This window comes from Streptomyces sp. NPDC058525 (genome assembly GCF_042719495.1).
Taxonomy (GTDB): domain Bacteria; phylum Actinomycetota; class Actinomycetes; order Streptomycetales; family Streptomycetaceae; genus Streptomyces.
In genome coordinates this window covers 15,403-31,318 of sequence record NZ_JBHXNP010000004.1, presented here as the reverse complement: position 1 = coordinate 31,318, position 15,916 = coordinate 15,403, and the positions used below count along the sequence as shown (strand labels likewise).

Here is a 15,916-nt window from a genome sequence, read left to right as displayed (position 1 = left end):
GCCGGAACGCATACGGCGAGCCCGGCCGGGGGCATCCCCCGGCCGGGCTCGTCGATCAGAGGTCGCAGGCGGTCAGCGGCCGTTGAAGGCGTCCTTCAGGCGGCTGAACAGCCCCTGCTGGCCCGGCGCGAACTGGCCGGTCGGCCGCTCCTCGCCGCGCAGCTTCGCCAGCTGGCGCAGCAGCTCCTCCTGCTGGGCGTCCAGCTTGTTCGGGGTGGTCACCTCGACGTGGACGATCAGGTCGCCGCGTCCGCCACCGCGCAGGTGGGTGACGCCGCGCCCGTGCAGCGGGATCGACTGGCCGGACTGGGTGCCGGGCCGGATGTCGATCTCCTCCATGCCGTCCAGCGTCTCCAGCGGGCACTTGGTGCCCAGGGACGCCGCCGTCATCGGGATGGTCACCGTGCAGTGCAGGTCGTCCCCGCGCCGCTGGAAGACCGGGTGCGGCAGCTCGTGGATCTCCACGTACAGGTCGCCGGCGGGGCCGCCGCCGGGGCCGACCTCGCCCTCGCCCGCGAGCTGGATGCGGGTGCCGTTCTCGACACCGGCCGGGATCTTGACGGTGAGGCTGCGGCGGGACCGGACCCGGCCGTCGCCCGCGCACTCGGGGCACGGGGTCGGGACGACGGTGCCGAAGCCCTGGCACTGCGGGCAGGGGCGCGAGGTCATGACCTGGCCCAGGAAGGACCGGGTGACCTGCGAGACCTCGCCGCGGCCGCGGCACATGTCACACGTCTGCGCGGAGGTGCCGGGGGCTGCGCCCTCGCCCGAGCAGGTGGTGCAGACGACGGCCGTGTCGACCTGGATGTCCTTGGTCGTCCCGAAGGCCGCCTCGTCCAGCTCCAGGTCGAGGCGGATCATGGCGTCCTGGCCGCGCCGGGTCCGCGAGCGCGGGCCGCGCTGCGAGGCCTGGCCGAAGAAGGCGTCCATGATGTCGGAGAAGTTGCCGAAGCCACCCGCTCCGAAGCCGCCCGCTCCGGCACCGCCGCCCGACGAGGACAGCGGGTCGCCGCCCAGGTCGTAGACCTGCTTCTTCTGCGGGTCCGAGAGCACCTCGTAGGCCGCGTTGATCTCCTTGAAGCGCTCCTGCGTCTTCGGATCCGGATTCACATCCGGGTGGAGTTCACGCGCGAGGCGCCGGAAGGCCTTCTTGATCTCGTCCTGCGATGCGTCGCGGCGCACGCCGAGAACGGCGTAGTAGTCCGTGGCCACTTACGACTCCGCCAGGATCTGTCCGACGTAACGTGCCACTGCGCGTACCGCTCCCATCGTTCCGGGGTAGTCCATGCGGGTCGGTCCGACCACGCCGAGTTTGGCGACCGTTTCGCCGCCCGAACCGTAACCGACCGAGACGACCGACGTGGAGTTCAGCCCCTCGTAGGCGTTCTCGTGCCCGATCCGTACGGCCATTCCCGACTCGTTGGCCTCGCCCAGCAGCTTGAGGAGCACGACCTGCTCCTCCAGCGCTTCGAGCACCGGCCTGATCGTCAGGGGAAAATCGTGTCCGAAGCGGGTGAGATTGGCGGTGCCGCCGATCATCAGCCGCTCTTCTGCTTCCTCGACCAGGGTTTCGAGGAGCGTCGAGAGCACGGTGGACACCGTGCCCCGGTCATCCGCCTCGAAGGACTCGGGGAGGTCCTGGACGAGCGGGGGAACGTCGGTGAACCGGCGCCCCACGACCCGGCTGTTGAGCCGCGCCCGCAGATCGGCCAGCGAGGTCTCCCCGAAGGGGCTCGAGCAGTCGATCAGCCGCTGTTCGACGCGCCCGGTGTCCGTGATCAGTACGAGCATCAGGCGCGCGGGAGCGAGCGAGAGCAGCTCCACGTGCCGGACGGTCGACCGGGTCAGGCTCGGGTACTGGACGACGGCGACCTGCCGGGTCAGCTGCGCGAGCAGCCGCACCGTCCGGCCGACCACGTCGTCGAGGTCCACGGCCCCGTCGAGGAAGTTCTGGATGGCCCGGCGCTCGGGCGACGACAGCGGCTTGACCCCCGCCAGCTTGTCGACGAAGAGGCGGTAGCCCTTGTCGGTGGGGATCCGGCCGGCGCTGGTGTGGGGCTGGGCGATGTAGCCCTCCTCCTCCAGCACGGCCATGTCGTTGCGCACGGTGGCGGGCGAGACGCCGAGGCGGTGCCGCTCGGTGAGCGCCTTGGAGCCGACCGGCTCCTCCGTCCCGACGTAGTCCTGGACGATGGCGCGCAGCACTTCGAGTCTGCGTTCGCTGAGCATCGCGCACACCTCCAGCTGTGGTCCGTTGCCGCGTTCGTTGAAAGCTCGGTCGTTGGAGCCCGGTCATTGGCACTCTGGTCGTTCGAGTGCCAGAGATCCCCCGCTCAGTGTACGGCCGGGTAGTAAGACCCTGGCAAGGGAGGCCCGCCAGGGTAGCGTCGCGGCATGGACGTGCGTTGGGAAGAGGCGGGCTGGGAAAGGCTGACCGGGCGGGCCGGGCGCCGGCGGCTTCCGGTGTGGGACTGCACCGTGGGACTGGTGGTGGGGGACGATTCCGTGCTCCTCGTCGACCCCGGTTCGTGTCTGCGCGAGGGCGCGCGGGTGAGGGCCGAGGCGGAGCGGCTGACGGGCCGGCACGTGACCCATATCGCATTCACGCACGGACATTTCGACCACGTGCTGGGCGGGGCCGCCTTCTCCGGAGCCGAGGTGTTCGGGGCGGTCGGGCTGGACGCGCTGCTGGCCACCGGCCGCGAGGAGCTGCGCGGGGACGCGGTGCGCCACGGCCTGGCCGAGGCGGAGGCCGCGGAGGCGGTGGACCTGATGGTGGCTCCGAAGCACCTGGTGTCGGGCGAGTGGACGCTGGAACTGGGCGGGGTGCAAGTGCTGCTGGCCAATGTGGGGCCCGGGCACACGCGCCACGATCTGGCGGTCTTCGTGCCGGGCGAGCGCGAGACGGTGTTCTGCGGGGACCTGGTCGAGGAGTCGGGCGAGCCCTCGGCGGGCCCGGACGCGGTGCCCCGGCAGTGGCCGGCGGCGCTGGACCGGCTGCTCGCGCTGGGCGGGGACGACGCGCAGTACGTGCCGGGTCACGGAGCGGTGGTGTCCGCGGCCTTCGTGCGTGCGCAACGCGCCACACTGGCCGCGCGTTTCGGCGTGTCGTAGGCGTGTTCGCCGCGCCTCTCCTACGCTCGGCCGGATGCGCGAGTACTCCCCCGACCTGACCCCCCAGTGGAAGCGCCCCAAGGCCGTGCCGGAGGTGGCCGCGGAGCCCGACCTGGTGGTCGAGGTGGCCGGTACGGACTTCTGCGGCGCGGTGGTGGCCTGCGAGGCGGGCACGGTGACCCTGGAGGACCGCTTCGGCAAGCGGCGGGTGTTCCCGCTGGAGCCGCGGGGCTTCCTGCTGGACGGGGCCGTGGTCACCCTGGTCCGCCCCTCGCGGGCCCCCGCCGCGCCCCGCCGCACCGCCTCGGGCTCGATCGCCGTGCCGGGGGCCAGGGCGCGGGTGGCGCGGGCCGGGCGCATCTACGTGGAGGGCCGCCACGACGCGGAGCTGGTGGAGAGGGTCTGGGGGGACGACCTGCGGATCGAGGGCGTGGTGGTGGAGTACCTGGAGGGCATCGACGACCTCCCGGCCATCGTCGCGGAATTCGCCCCGGCCCCGGACGCCCGCCTGGGGATCCTGGTGGACCACCTCGTGCCGGGCTCGAAGGAGTCGCGCATCGCGGCGTCGGTGACCTCCCCGGACGTCCTGATCGTGGGCCACCCGTACGTGGACGTCTGGCAGGCGGTGAAACCGTCCGCCCTGGGCATCCCGGCCTGGCCCGTGGTCCCGCGCGGCCAGGACTGGAAGACGGGCATCTGCCGGGCCCTGGGCTGGCCCGAGAACACCGGTGCCGCCTGGCAGCACATCCTGTCCCGCGTGACCTCGTACAAGGACCTGGAGCCCACCCTCCTGGGCTCCGTGGAACACCTCATCGACCACGTGACGGCCTGAAGCGCCCACGGGCGCCGGGCCGTGCGCCGCGTCAGTCCACCAGGTCCCGGACCACCGCGTCGGCCAGCAGCCGCCCCCGCAGGGTCAGCACGGCCCGGCCGGCCCCGTACGGCTCCGGCTCCAGCAGCCCGTCCGCCAGCGCCCGCCGCGAGGCGGCCAGCCCGGCGGGTGCCAGCAGCGACAGCGGTACGCCGTCCACCAGCCGCAGCTCCAGCAGGATCCGCTCGACCCGCCGGTCCTCCTCGGAGAGGAGCTCGCGTCCGGCGCCCGGGGACCGCCCCTCCGCCAGCGCGGCGGCGTACGCCCCCGGGTGCTTGACGTTCCACCACCGCACCCCGCCCACGTGCGAGTGCGCGCCCGGACCCGCGCCCCACCAGTCGGCGCCGCGCCAGTACAGCTCGTTGTGCAGGCAGCGCCCGGCCTGCGAGGAGGCCCAGTTCGACACCTCGTACCAGGAGTACCCGGCCTCCGCCATCACCGCGTCCGCGATCAGGTAGCGGTCGGCGTGCACGTCGTCGTCCGTCATCGGGACCTCGCCCCGGCGGATCCGCCGCGCCAGCTGGGTGCCCTCCTCCACGATCAGCGCGTACGCCGAGATGTGGTCCGGCCCGGCGCCCAGCGCGGCGGAGAGCGAAGCCCGCCAGTCCTCGTCGGACTCCCCGGGCGTGCCGTAGATCAGGTCCAGGTTGACGTGCTCGAAGCCCGCCGCGCGCGCCTCGGCGACGCAGGCCTCCGGGCGCCCGGGGGTGTGCGTGCGGTCCAGGACCTTCAGGACGTGCTGCCGGGCGCTCTGCATGCCGAAGGAGATCCGGTTGAAGCCGCCGGCCCGCAGCTCGGCCAGGTACTGCGGGTTCACCGACTCCGGATTGGCCTCGGTGGTGATCTCCGCGTCCTCGGCCAGGCCGAACTCGTCCCGGATCGCCGCGAGCATCCGCACGAGGTCCCCGGCGGGCAGCAGCGTCGGCGTGCCGCCGCCCACGAAGACCGTCCGCACGGCCCGCGGGTCGTCCCCGAGCACCTTGCGGGCGAGGCGGACCTCGTCGATCAGGGTGTCGGCGTAGTTCTCCCGCGAGGCGAGCACACCGCCGGTGCCCCGCAGCTCGGTGGCCGTGTAGGTGTTGAAGTCGCAGTAGCCGCACCGCGTGGCGCAGTACGGCACGTGCAGGTAGAAGCCGAGCGGCCGGTCCCCCGCCCCCGCCAGGGCGTGCGACGGCAGCGAGCCGTCTTCGGGCATGGGTTCACCGTCGGGCAGTGCGGAAGGCATGACCCCATCATCCCGCACTGCCCCATGGTCGTTTACGCCGTGCCCGGCGCCCCCGGCTACGCCTCGCGCGAGCCCTCGTACATCTCGTCGATCAGGTGCTTGAACTCACGCTCGACGACCGGCCGCTTCAGCTTGAGGCTGGGCGTGAGGTCGCCGTGCTCGATGTCGAGGTCGCGCGGCAGGATCCGGAACTTCTTGACCGTCTGCCACCGCTGGAGGCCCTCGTTGAGGGTCTGTACGTACGTCTCGATCAGGCGGTTGGTCTCCGGCGCGGCCAGGACCTGCGGGTACGTCTTGCCCTCCAGCCCGTTCCCGGCGGCCCAGCCCATGATCGACGGCTCGTCGAGCGCGATCAGGGCGGAGCAGAAGTTCCGGTCGGCGCCGTGCACGACGATGGTCGACACGTACGGGCAGATCGCCTTGAACTGGCCCTCGATCTCGGCCGGGGCGACGTACTTGCCGCCCGAGGTCTTGATCAGGTCCTTCTTGCGGTCGGTGATGCGCAGGTAGCCGTCGGGCGAGAGCTCGCCGATGTCTCCCGTGTGCAGCCAGCCGTCGGACTCCAGCACCTCGGCGGTCTTCTCCGGCTGCCCGTGGTAGCCCTGCATGATGCCGGGGCCGCGCAGCAGCACCTCGCCGTCGTCGGCGATGCGGACCTCGGTGCCGGGGAGCGGCTTGCCGACGGTGCCGGTGCGGTAGGCCTCGCCCGGGTTGACGAAGGAGGCGGCACTGGACTCGGTCAGGCCGTAGCCCTCGAGGATGTGGATGCCCGCGCCGGAGAAGAAGTAGCCGATGTCGGGTGCAAGGGCGGAGGCGCCGGAGACGGCGGCCCGCAGGTTGCCGCCGAAGGCGTCGCGGAGCTTGGAGAAGACGAGCGCGTCGGCGATCTTGTGCTTGGTGGCGAGGCCGAAGGGGGCGGTCGCCTGACCCGTGCGGCGGAAGTTGTCCTGGGTGACCTTGGCGTACTCGCGGGCCACGCCGGCCGACCACTGGAAGATCTTGTACTTCGCCCCGCCGCCGGCCCGGGCCTTGGCGGCGACGCCGTTGTAGACCTTCTCGAAGATGCGCGGGACGGCCGCCATGTAGGTCGGCTGCACGACCGGCAGGTTCTCGATGATCTTGTCGATGCGGCCGTCGACGGCGGTCACGTGGCCGACCTCGATCTGGCCGGAGGTCAGCACCTTGCCGAAGACGTGGGCCAGCGGCAGCCACAGGTACTGGACGTCGTCCTTGGTGATCAGGCCGGTGGCGACGGTGGCCTTGGCCATGTACGACCAGTTGTCGTGCGGCAGGCGGACGCCCTTGGGGCGGCCGGTGGTGCCGGAGGTGTAGATGAGGGTGGCGAGCTGGTCGGCGGTGATGGCCGCGATCCGCTCCTTGACCGCCTCGGGGTGCTTGGCGAGGTACTCCTTGCCGCGCGCCTCCAGATCGGCGAGCGAGAGCACCCAGCCCTCGGGGTCGCCCTCGGCGGCGACCGCGTCCGCGGTCTCCACGACCACCACGTGGGCCAGGCGGGGCAGCTCGGCGCGGCGCTCGCGCGCCTTGGCCAGCTGCGCGCCGTCCTCGGCGATGAGCACCCGGCTCTCGGAGTCCGCCAGGATGTACGCCGACTCCTCGGCGTTCGTCGTCGGGTAGATCGTGGTCACCGCGCCGCCGGCGCACATCACGCCGAGGTCGCCGAGGATCCACTCGACCCGGGTGTTGGAGGCGAGCGCGACCCGCTCCTCGGAGCCGAGGCCCAGGTCGATCAGCCCGGCGGCGATGGCGAAGACCCGCTCGGCCGCCTGGCCCCAGCTCAGCGACTTCCAGTCGTCGGGACCCTGGCCGCCGGCCGCGGGTACCGGATACCGGTACGCCTCCGCATGGGGCGTGGCGGCCACGCGCTCAAGGAAGAGGGCCGCCACCGTGGGCGGACGGTTCTCGATCAAGGTCTGTGTGTCGCTCACGACATCCTCCGGACCGGACCACGCGGCAGTGCGTGGGCGTGGGGCGCTTGGGGTGCGCATCGGGACAGGCGGGGTTTGAGACGTAACCAGCAGGTGACTGGCGAGTAACCATCGAGCAGTGATCAGACTAGAGGCCGTGCGCCGCCTGCGTAAGAGCTCGCGAGCGGCCGGTTCATAACGAAAGAGGCCCCCGCGCCGGAGCGTGAGGGCCTGCTTCCGCAGCGGTCGCGGGTGTCGCTACTTCTTCTTGCCGGCGGACTCGTCGCTGGAGAGGACGGCGATGAAGGCCTCCTGCGGGACCTCCACGGAGCCGACCATCTTCATCCGCTTCTTGCCTTCCTTCTGCTTCTCCAGCAGCTTCCGCTTACGGGAGATGTCACCGCCGTAGCACTTGGCGAGGACGTCCTTGCGGATGGCGCGGATGGTCTCGCGGGCGATGACGCGGGAGCCGATCGCGGCCTGGATCGGCACCTCGAAGGCCTGCCGCGGGATGAGCTCGCGCAGCTTGGCGACCAGGCGCACGCCGTAGGCGTAGGCGGCGTCCTTGTGCGTGACGGCGGAGAAGGCGTCGACCTTGTCGCCGTGCAGCAGGATGTCGACCTTGACCAGGCTGCCGGACTGCTCACCGGTGGGCTCGTAGTCAAGGGAGGCGTAGCCGCGCGTCTTGGACTTCAGCTGGTCGAAGAAGTCGAAGACGATCTCCGCGAGGGGGAGGGTGTAGCGGATCTCGACACGGTCCTCGGAGAGGTAGTCCATGCCGAGGAGGGTGCCTCGGCGGGTCTGGCAGAGCTCCATGATCGCGCCGATGAACTCGCTGGGGGCGAGGATCGTGGCCCGCACGATCGGCTCGAACACGTCCGAGATCTTGCCCTCGGGGAACTCGCTCGGGTTGGTGACGGTGACTTCCTTGCCGTCCTCCAGGACCACCCGGTAGACCACGTTGGGCGCGGTGGCGATCAGGTCGAGGCCGAACTCGCGCTCGAGGCGCTCGCGGACCACGTCCAGGTGCAGCAGGCCGAGGAAGCCGACGCGGAAGCCGAAGCCGAGCGCCGCCGAGGTCTCCGGCTCGTAGACGAGCGCGGCGTCGTTGAGCTGGAGCTTGTCCAGGGCCTCGCGCAGGTCCGGGTAGTCCGAGCCGTCGAGCGGGTACAGGCCCGAGAAGACCATCGGCCGCGGGTCCTTGTAGCCGCCGAGGGCCTCGGTCGCACCGTTGTGCAGGCTGGTGATGGTGTCACCGACCTTGGACTGGCGGACGTCCTTCACGCCGGTGATGATGTAGCCCACCTCGCCGACGCCGATGCCGTCGGCCGGGGTCATCTCGGGCGAGGAGACACCGATCTCCAGCAGCTCGTGGGTGGCGCCGGTGGACATCATCCGGATGCGCTCGCGCTTGTTGAGCTGGCCGTCGACCACACGGACGTAGGTGACCACGCCGCGGTACGAGTCGTACACCGAGTCGAAGATCATGGCGCGGGCCGGGGCGTCCTTGACGCCGACCGGGGCCGGGACCGTGGCGACGACCTTGTCGAGCAGCGCTTCCACGCCGAGACCGGTCTTCGCCGAGACGCGCAGGACGTCCTCGGGCTGGCAGCCGACCAGGTTCGCGAGCTCCTCGGCGAACTTCTCCGGCTGGGCGGCCGGCAGGTCGATCTTGTTCAGCACGGGGACGATCGCGAGGTCGTTCTCCATCGCCAGGTACAGGTTGGCGAGGGTCTGCGCCTCGATGCCCTGGGCGGCGTCCACCAGCAGGATCGTGCCCTCGCACGCGGCGAGGGAGCGCGAAACCTCGTACGTGAAGTCGACGTGCCCAGGGGTGTCGATCATGTTGAGGATGTGGGTGCTGCCCTGGCCCTCGCCCGTGGTGGGCGCCCAGGGCAGTCGGACCGCCTGGGACTTGATCGTGATGCCGCGCTCACGCTCGATGTCCATGCGGTCGAGGTACTGGGCGCGCATCTGCCGCTGATCGACCACACCGGTGAGCTGGAGCATCCGGTCGGCAAGGGTCGACTTGCCGTGGTCGATGTGCGCGATGATGCAGAAGTTGCGGATCAGCGCCGGGTCGGTACGGCTCGGCTCGGGCACGTGGCTGGGGATGGCGGGCACGCAGTGTCCTGATTCTCGGGTCTCAGTCGGGGGCGTGATCGATCCTGGTCGGATCATTGGGATCTCTACGCTGACTCCCATGGTCCCATGGACCGGGCAGTGCGCTCGGTTTGGGCTGCCCCGAGCGTGCCTGGTAGCCTGGGCAGCTGTGTCTCGTATGCCCTCTCAGCTGTCGAGGCACAATCCGAAGAACAAAACTCTGAACCTGAAAAGGCTCTTTCGTGGCGAACATCAAGTCCCAGATCAAGCGGAACAAGACGAACGAGAAGGCGCGCCTGCGCAACAAGGCCGTCAAGTCCTCGCTCAAGACCGCGATCCGCAAGGCCCGCGAGGCCGTCGTCGCCGGTGACGTCGAGAAGGCCACCGTGGCTTCCCGTGCCGCCGCGCGTGCGCTCGACAAGGCTGTCTCGAAGGGTGTCATCCACAAGAACGCCGCCGCCAACAAGAAGTCGGCGCTGGCCTCCAAGGTTGCCTCCCTGCAGGGCTGAGCTCTCGATGTGAATCGCCGGTAAGGACCCAGCGGGCCCTCTCTTCCGCTCCTTCACCGGCACACCGCGCCGCACGCGGCCTGCGTTCGCCACGCGGGTGCGGCGCACACAAGCAGTACGAGCAGTGTTCGAAGGCCCCGGCCACCGCCCTTCCCCAGGGCGGCAGCCGGGGCCTTCGTGCGTCAGTCGTGAGGCGTCAGTCGTGAGCCGTGTCGTGAGGCGTCGGCGGGCGGCCGTCAGCGGCGCTGGGGGCGGGCGGCTCGGGCCACGGCCACGACCGCCTTCTCCAGGGCGTACTCGGGATCGTCCCCGCCGCCCTTGACCCCCGCGTCGGCGGCGGCCACGGCACGCAGGGCGTCCGCGACGCCGTCCGCCGACCAGCCGCGCATCTGCTGGCGCACCCGGTCGATCTTCCACGGCGGCATCCCGAGGTCCCGGGCGAGATCGCCGGGGCGGGCCCCGCGCGGGGCGGAGGCCAGCTTGCCAATCGCCCGCACGGCCTGGGCCAGGGCGCTGGTGATCAGGACCGGCGCCACCCCGGTGGACAGGGACCAGCGCAGGGCTTCGAGTGCCTCCGCCGCCCGCCCCTCGACCGCGCGGTCGGCGACCGTGAAGCTGGAGGCCTCGGCCCGGCCCGTGTAGTAGCGGCCGACCACGGCCTCGTCGATGGTGCCCTCGACGTCCGCGCACAGCTGCGCGGCCGCGCTCGCCAGCTCCCGCAGGTCGCTGCCGATCGCGTCGACCAGGCTCTGGCACGCCTCCGGGGTCGCCGACCGGCCCAGCGTGCGGAATTCGCCCCGTACGAAGGACAGCCGGTCCGCCGGCTTCGTCATCTTCGGGCAGGCGATCTCCCGGGCGCCCGCCTTGCGCGCCGCGTCCAACAGGCCCTTGCCCTTGGCGCCGCCCGCGTGGAGGAGCACGAGGATGATCTCCTCGTAGGGTGCGTCGAGGTACGCCTTCACCTCCTTGACCGTGTCGGCGGACAGGTCCTGGGCGCCGCGCACGATCAGGACCTTGCGCTCGGAGAAGAGCGACGGACTGGTCAGCTCGGCCAGCGTGCCGGGCTGGAGCTGCTCGGAGGAGAGGTCGCGGACGTCCGTGTCGGAGTCGGCGGCGCGCGCGGCAGCCACCACCTCCCGCACGGCACGGTCGAGCAGCAGGTCCTCCTGCCCCACCGCGAGGGTGAGCGGGGCGAGCGGATCGTCGGTGGAGTTCTTCCTGGTGGCCATCGGCTCCAGCATCCCACGCCGCACTGACAGCCCCCGGCCCGGCGGGCCCCCTGACCCGATACGTGAGAATGATCGCGTGAACGTGCGACATGTACTCGTCCTGCCCGACCGCGACGCCGCCGAGGAGGTGGCGCAGGAGGCCGTGGACCGCTTCGGCCTCCCGGAGGAACCGCAGTTGGTGCGCGACGCCCTGGCCGGCGAGGACGACGCCGAGGACGCCCAGTGGCTGGTGGTCGTCGAGGACCCGAGGGAACGGCTCGACACCGCCGCGCTGGACGCCCTCGCCGCCGAGTACGAGGGCTGGCTGGAAGCCCCGTAGGAGTCGGGCCGGGCTCAGGCCTTGTGGACGATCTGCACGTCCAGCGTCACTTCCACGCTCGAACCGATCGCCGCGATGCCCTGCGCCAGCACCGACTGCCAGTTCAGGCCGAAGTCCTCGCGGTGCAGTTCGGCGGTGGCCCGGCAGGCGGCGCGCGGCTCGCCCTCCAGGCCCGTGCCCAGGCCCAGGTACTGGGTGTCCAGGGTGACGGACCGGCCGATCCCGTGGAGGGTGAGGGCGCCCGCGACGGCCCAGCGGCTGCCGCTGCGGTGGATGAACCGCTCGCTGTAGAACTCCACCGTCGGGTAACGGGCCGCGTCCAGGAAGTCGCCGGACCTCAGGTGGTCGTCGCGCATCCGCACCCCCGTGTCGATGCTCGCCGCATCGATGATCACGTGCATGGAGGAGTCCTCCATCCGGTCGGCTATCCGTACCGCGCCGGCGAACGTGTTGAACCGCCCGCCGATCCGCGCGAAACCGATGTGCCGGGCCGTGAAGGCGAGGGACGAGTGCGTCGGGTCGAGCTCCCAGTGGCCGGGCTGCGGCAGCAGCGGCGGCTCCACCGCGTCGAGGATGATCTCCCCGGTCCCGGGCTGCGCCGGGTCCCCCACCAGCGTCGCCCCGTGGAACGGCGCGTACCCCTCGGCGCTGACGGAGAGCCGGTACTCGCCCTCCGGCAGGGCCGCCGTGAATCCGCCGTACGGGTCGGTCACGCCGCTCACGATCCGGCGCCCGATCGGATCGGTCACCTCGAACTCGGCCTGTCTGACCGGCTGGTGGACGGTGTCGAGAACCCGGCAGCTGAGCAGACCCGCCGTCGGCGGCAGGGTCAGTGTCGCGGATGTGGGCGGGCTGGAACTTCCGGCCGTCTCCATCCCCCGTCGGCGTCCGAACATGGCTGATGCACCCCCGTGCTGTGTGGACTGGGACCGTTCTGGCGAAAACGCATTCGATCATGCTGTCGGGTTGTGGGCAAACAGAAGCGCTGTGCCCGGTATGCCGGTGTCGCCCCCGTCGCCGTCCGGCCGGGAACACCCGCATCCCGGCGCCCGCGCCGGACACCGCGATCGACCCGTCGGTGTCGGTCCGCAGTACGGCCGCCCCCGAGGCCCGCAGCCGGGCGATCGTACCGGGTGCGGGGTGCCCGTAGCGATTGGCCGCGCCGACCGGGACGACGGCGATCCGGGCCCGGATCCGCGCGTACAGCTCCGGATCCTGGTGCGCTGAGCCATGGTGCGCGACCTTGACGACGTCCACCGGGCCCAGCTGCGGATGCTCCCTCAAGAGGGCCTGTTGCGCGGGCGGTTCGAGGTCTCCGAGCAGCAGCAGGGTCAGCCCCGCGCCCCTGACCAGCAGGGCGACGCTCGCGTCGTTGGGCCCCTCCGGCGGCGGCCCGGCCGCCGGCGGCCAGAGCACCTCCCACTCCAGCGGTCCGGCCCGGCGCCGCTCCCCCGCCACCGCCCGCACGACGGGCACGCCCGCGGCGGCCGCGGTCCGGTGCGCCAACTGCGCCTGCCCCGGCGGCTCTTCCAGCGCCGTGGTCTGAATCACACCCACCGACCGGCCGCGCAGCACCCCGGACAGGCCTCCGACGTGGTCGGCGTGAAAGTGCGTCAGCAGCAGCATCGGCACCCGGTGCACGCCCAGCGCCCGCAGGCAGGCGTCCACGGGGGCCGGATCCGGCCCCGCGTCCACGACCAGGGCTTCGCCGGGGCCCAGGGCGAGCACCGCCGCGTCCCCCTGCCCCACGGCGCACTGCACGTAGCTCCAGCCGGGCGGGGGCCAGCCGGTGAGCGTACGGGTCAGCTGCGGCGGCCTCAGTACGGCCAGGAGCAGCAGCACCGCCAGTGCGGAGCAGAGCCACCGCTGTCGGCGGAGCCGCGCACCGAGCAGTACGAGGACCGCGGTGGCGGCGGCCAGCAGCAGCCCTCCGGCGAGCCCGCCCGGCCAGGCCAGCTCCGCCCCCGGCAGCCGCGCCCCGGCCCGCGCCACGGCGGCGATCCACCCGGCGGGCACCCCCGCGCACCAGGCGAGCAGCCGTGCGGCGTCCATCCACACCGGGGCCACGGCGAGCGCCGCGAAGCCGAGCACGGTCGCCGGACCGGCCGCCAGCTCGGCCAGCAGGTTGCACGGCACCGCCACGAGGCTGACCCGGGCGGAGAGCACCGCGACCACGGGCGCGCACACCGCCTGGGCGGCCGCGGCGGCTCCCAGCGCCTCGGCGAACCTCGGCCGCATCCCGCGCCGCCGCAGGGCCGCGCTCCACCGGGGCGCGAGGGTGAGCAGCGCGCCGGTGGCCAGCACGGACAGCAGGAACCCGTAACTGCGGGCCAGCCAGGGGTCGTAGAGGACCAGCAGCAGTACGGCGGCCCCCAGGGCCGGGATCAGGGACCTGCGCCGCCCGGTGGCGAGGGCCAGCAGGGTGACCGCCCCGCAGGCCGCGGCCCGCAGCACGCTCGGCTCCGGCCGGCACACCACCACGAACGCCAGCGTCAGGGCCGCCCCGCACAGGGCGGTGGCCCGCAGCGAGAGCCCCAGCCGGGGCGCCAGCCCGCGCCGCTCGGCCTGCTGCGCCCGGGCCGGGGGCCCGATGAGCAGGAACAGCACCACGGTCAGGTTGGACCCGGACACGGCCAGCAGGTGCAGCAGGTCGGTGGCCTTGAACGCCTCGTGCAGATCGGGCGGCACCCTGGACGTGTCCCCGACGACGAGCCCCGGCAGCAGGGCCCGGGCATCCGGTGCGAGCCCCTCGGTGGCCTCGCGCAGCCCGGCCCGCAGCCGCCCGGCGAACCGCTGTGCGGAGTCCGGGCCGCCGGTCACCGCGGGCGGGGTGTCGCCGGCCGGCCGCAGCAGGGCCACGGCCCGCTCGCCGTCCCGTGCCGGGGCCAGCCGGGCGACGACCTCCAGCCGGGTGGAGGGCAGCAGCCGGGCCCATCCCGGGTGCCCGGCCAGTACCCGGACCGGGGTCTCCACCCGGGTCCGCGCCCCGTCGGGCCCGGTCACGCCCGTCAGCACCGCGTCCAGCACCACCACCGGCTGCCCGCTCACCCCGCCGCCCCCGGCGAGCCGCGGATCGGAGCCGACGGTGAGCTCCGCCAGGACCCGGGCGTGCTCCCGGGCCAGTCCCACCACGGGCCCGGCGCGTGCCTCGGCCCGCTGGAGCCCGGCCACCCCGGCGCCCGCGCAGGCGCACAGCAGGGCCACGGCCAGGGCAGGGGCGGCCCTCCACCGGGGGCCCGGGCTCCGGCAGCCGGCCAGGAGCAGCAGCCCCGCTCCGGCCACGCCCAGGCCCACGCCGACGGCGGTCGGTCCCGCGGGGGCTTCCAGGGCGACGGCGGCCGCCGCCCATGCGGCCAGGGCGGGCGCGGCGAGGCGGAGGTCCGCCGGGCCCGCGCCCTCGCGGCCGTTCACGGCCGCACCAGCGTGCGCAGGTCGGCGAAGCGGCGCTCGCCGATGCCGTTGACCTGGCGGAGCTCCTCCACGGAGCGGAAGCCGCCGCGGGCGGTGCGGAAGTCCACGATGTGCTGCGCCAGCACCGGCCCGACCCCCGGCAGCCCGTCGAGCTGCTCGACGGTGGCCGAGCCGAGGCTGAGCGGCCCCGGCCCCGGCCCGCCTCCACCCCCGCCCCCGCCACCGGGCGAAGGCGGAGCGGGGGCTCCGACCAGCACCTGCTCACCGTCCACCAGGACCCGGGCCCGGTTCAGCCCGGTGGTGTCCGTACCGGGCCGCACGCCTCCCGCCGCGGCCAGCGCGTCCTCGACCCGCGATCCGGCGGGCAGCCTGCGCACACCCGGGTCCCGGACCTTGCCGCCGATGTCGACGACGATCCGCGCCGGGCCGCCGCCTGCCGACGCCGGAGCCGTGCCCGACGCGGCCGACGCGGCCGACGCGGCCGGGGCAGCCGGGGCCGCGGGGGCGATCACCGCCGGCGCGGTCACCGGCCGGGGCCGGGCGGACCAGAACTGCTGGGCGGCGAAGCCGACCGCGACGACCAGCACCACCCCGACGGCGGCCACCGTGCGCGGCTCCACCCCACAGCGCGCCTGAAACCACACCGGCAGCCGCTCCCGCAGCGCAAGCCGACGCGCAGCCCCGGACGACAGCCCCGCCCCCTCCCCCGAAGACCGGCCAACCGCCGCGGACGGGATCCCGGGCTCCACCTCGACCGGGCGCCGGACAACCACCCTGGGAGGGGGCCCGGGTTCCACCCCGCCCGAGGACCCAGAGTCCGCCTCAGGCGCGGACCCGGGGTCACCCTCCGGCAGGGATACCGGAACCGCCTCGATCGCGGGCCCAGGGTCCGACTCGGGCCGGGGCCCGGAGGTCGGCTCAGGCGGGGACCCCGAGGTCGGCTCGGATGGGCACCCGGGATCGCCCTCCAGCGGGGATCCCGGTTCCGACTCGGGCGCGGGCCCCGGTTCCGGCTCAGGCGGGGGCCCCGAGGTCGGCTCAGGCGGCCCCGAGTCCGGCTCGGGTGGCGGCCCGGAGGTCGGCTCGGGTGGGGGTTGTCGTGGGGGGCTGTCGCGTAGGAGGGCTTCGGCTCGGCGGTGTACGGCTGCCGGGTCCGGTTGCGGGGCACGGCGGGCAGTGTGGCCGCGGCGGTGTCGCAGGCGGCCGTCGG

General features: G+C 73.0%; 12 protein-coding genes and 1 pseudogene. 4 read left to right on the top strand and 9 right to left on the bottom strand.

Going from position 1 to position 15,916, the window contains the following annotated elements:
- Positions 1–72: 72 nt before the first annotated feature.
- A complete protein-coding gene (dnaJ, locus tag ACFWP3_RS03340; RefSeq protein ID WP_384215719.1) occupies positions 73–1,212 on the bottom strand; it encodes a molecular chaperone DnaJ in 1,140 nt (379 codons plus the stop codon).
- Positions 1,213–2,229, bottom strand: coding sequence for a heat-inducible transcriptional repressor HrcA (hrcA, locus tag ACFWP3_RS03335; RefSeq protein WP_384215718.1), 1,017 nt, complete (start codon positions 2,227–2,229; stop codon positions 1,213–1,215).
- 165 nt (positions 2,230–2,394) lie between these two features.
- On the opposite strand from hrcA, the gene ACFWP3_RS03330 reads away from it, so the two are divergent.
- Both ACFWP3_RS03330 and ACFWP3_RS03325 read left to right on the top strand, forming a co-directional pair.
- Positions 2,395–3,114, top strand: coding sequence for an MBL fold metallo-hydrolase (locus ACFWP3_RS03330; protein ID WP_384215717.1), 720 nt, complete (start codon positions 2,395–2,397; stop codon positions 3,112–3,114).
- A 34-nt stretch (positions 3,115–3,148) separates the two neighbouring features.
- Positions 3,149–3,946 (top strand): DUF3097 domain-containing protein, encoded by a 798-nt coding sequence (locus ACFWP3_RS03325; RefSeq protein WP_384215716.1) that lies wholly within the window; start codon positions 3,149–3,151, stop codon positions 3,944–3,946.
- A gap of 31 nt (positions 3,947–3,977) precedes the next feature.
- Here ACFWP3_RS03325 and hemW read toward each other — a convergent pair whose 3' ends face one another.
- The 3 genes from hemW to lepA form a co-directional block, all read right to left on the bottom strand.
- On the bottom strand, positions 3,978–5,210 hold the full coding sequence (hemW, locus tag ACFWP3_RS03320) for a radical SAM family heme chaperone HemW (protein ID WP_384215715.1): 1,233 nt from the start codon (positions 5,208–5,210) through the stop codon (positions 3,978–3,980).
- Between the two features lie 56 nt (positions 5,211–5,266).
- Positions 5,267–7,156 (bottom strand): AMP-dependent synthetase/ligase, encoded by a 1,890-nt coding sequence (locus ACFWP3_RS03315; protein ID WP_384215714.1) that lies wholly within the window; start codon positions 7,154–7,156, stop codon positions 5,267–5,269.
- Between the two features lie 237 nt (positions 7,157–7,393).
- Positions 7,394–9,259, bottom strand: a complete 1,866-nt coding sequence (gene lepA / locus ACFWP3_RS03310; protein ID WP_384215713.1) for a translation elongation factor 4 — start codon at positions 9,257–9,259, stop codon at positions 7,394–7,396.
- Positions 9,260–9,480: 221 nt separating this feature from the next.
- Here lepA and rpsT point away from each other — a divergent pair, with 221 nt between their 5' ends.
- The gene (gene rpsT, locus ACFWP3_RS03305; RefSeq protein WP_052871690.1) at positions 9,481–9,747 is read left to right on the top strand and encodes a 30S ribosomal protein S20; all 267 of its coding nucleotides are present in this window, start codon (positions 9,481–9,483) and stop codon (positions 9,745–9,747) included.
- A 236-nt stretch (positions 9,748–9,983) separates the two neighbouring features.
- Here rpsT and holA read toward each other — a convergent pair whose 3' ends face one another.
- A complete protein-coding gene (gene holA / locus ACFWP3_RS03300; RefSeq protein ID WP_384215712.1) occupies positions 9,984–10,976 on the bottom strand; it encodes a DNA polymerase III subunit delta in 993 nt (330 codons plus the stop codon).
- Positions 10,977–11,052: 76 nt separating this feature from the next.
- On the opposite strand from holA, the gene ACFWP3_RS03295 reads away from it, so the two are divergent.
- The gene (locus ACFWP3_RS03295; RefSeq protein WP_384215711.1) at positions 11,053–11,295 is read left to right on the top strand and encodes a hypothetical protein; all 243 of its coding nucleotides are present in this window, start codon (positions 11,053–11,055) and stop codon (positions 11,293–11,295) included.
- Positions 11,296–11,309: 14 nt separating this feature from the next.
- Here ACFWP3_RS03295 and ACFWP3_RS03290 read toward each other — a convergent pair whose 3' ends face one another.
- From ACFWP3_RS03290 to ACFWP3_RS03280, 3 genes and pseudogenes are all read right to left on the bottom strand, one after another.
- On the bottom strand, positions 11,310–12,191 hold the full coding sequence (locus tag ACFWP3_RS03290; protein ID WP_384215710.1) for a YceI family protein: 882 nt from the start codon (positions 12,189–12,191) through the stop codon (positions 11,310–11,312).
- Positions 12,192–12,327: 136 nt separating this feature from the next.
- Positions 12,328–14,706: pseudogene (locus ACFWP3_RS03285) on the bottom strand (ComEC/Rec2 family competence protein); the annotation flags it as partial.
- Positions 14,703–15,326, bottom strand: coding sequence for a helix-hairpin-helix domain-containing protein (locus ACFWP3_RS03280; protein WP_384215709.1), 624 nt, complete (start codon positions 15,324–15,326; stop codon positions 14,703–14,705). The pseudogene ACFWP3_RS03285 and the gene ACFWP3_RS03280, both read right to left, overlap by 4 nt.
- Between the last annotated feature and the right edge of the window lie 590 nt (positions 15,327–15,916).

Excerpts from the sequence above, each read along its gene's own strand:
- hrcA (WP_384215718.1), bottom strand. The coding sequence starts at position 2,229 with ATGCTCAGCGAACGCAGACTCGAAGTGCTGCGCGCCATCGTCCAGGAC.
- ACFWP3_RS03330 (WP_384215717.1), top strand. The coding sequence starts at position 2,395 with ATGGACGTGCGTTGGGAAGAGGCGGGCTGGGAAAGGCTGACCGGGCGG.
- ACFWP3_RS03325 (WP_384215716.1), top strand. The coding sequence starts at position 3,149 with ATGCGCGAGTACTCCCCCGACCTGACCCCCCAGTGGAAGCGCCCCAAG.
- hemW (WP_384215715.1), bottom strand. The coding sequence starts at position 5,210 with ATGCCTTCCGCACTGCCCGACGGTGAACCCATGCCCGAAGACGGCTCG.
- holA (WP_384215712.1), bottom strand. The coding sequence starts at position 10,976 with ATGGCCACCAGGAAGAACTCCACCGACGATCCGCTCGCCCCGCTCACC.
- ACFWP3_RS03290 (WP_384215710.1), bottom strand. The coding sequence starts at position 12,191 with ATGTTCGGACGCCGACGGGGGATGGAGACGGCCGGAAGTTCCAGCCCG.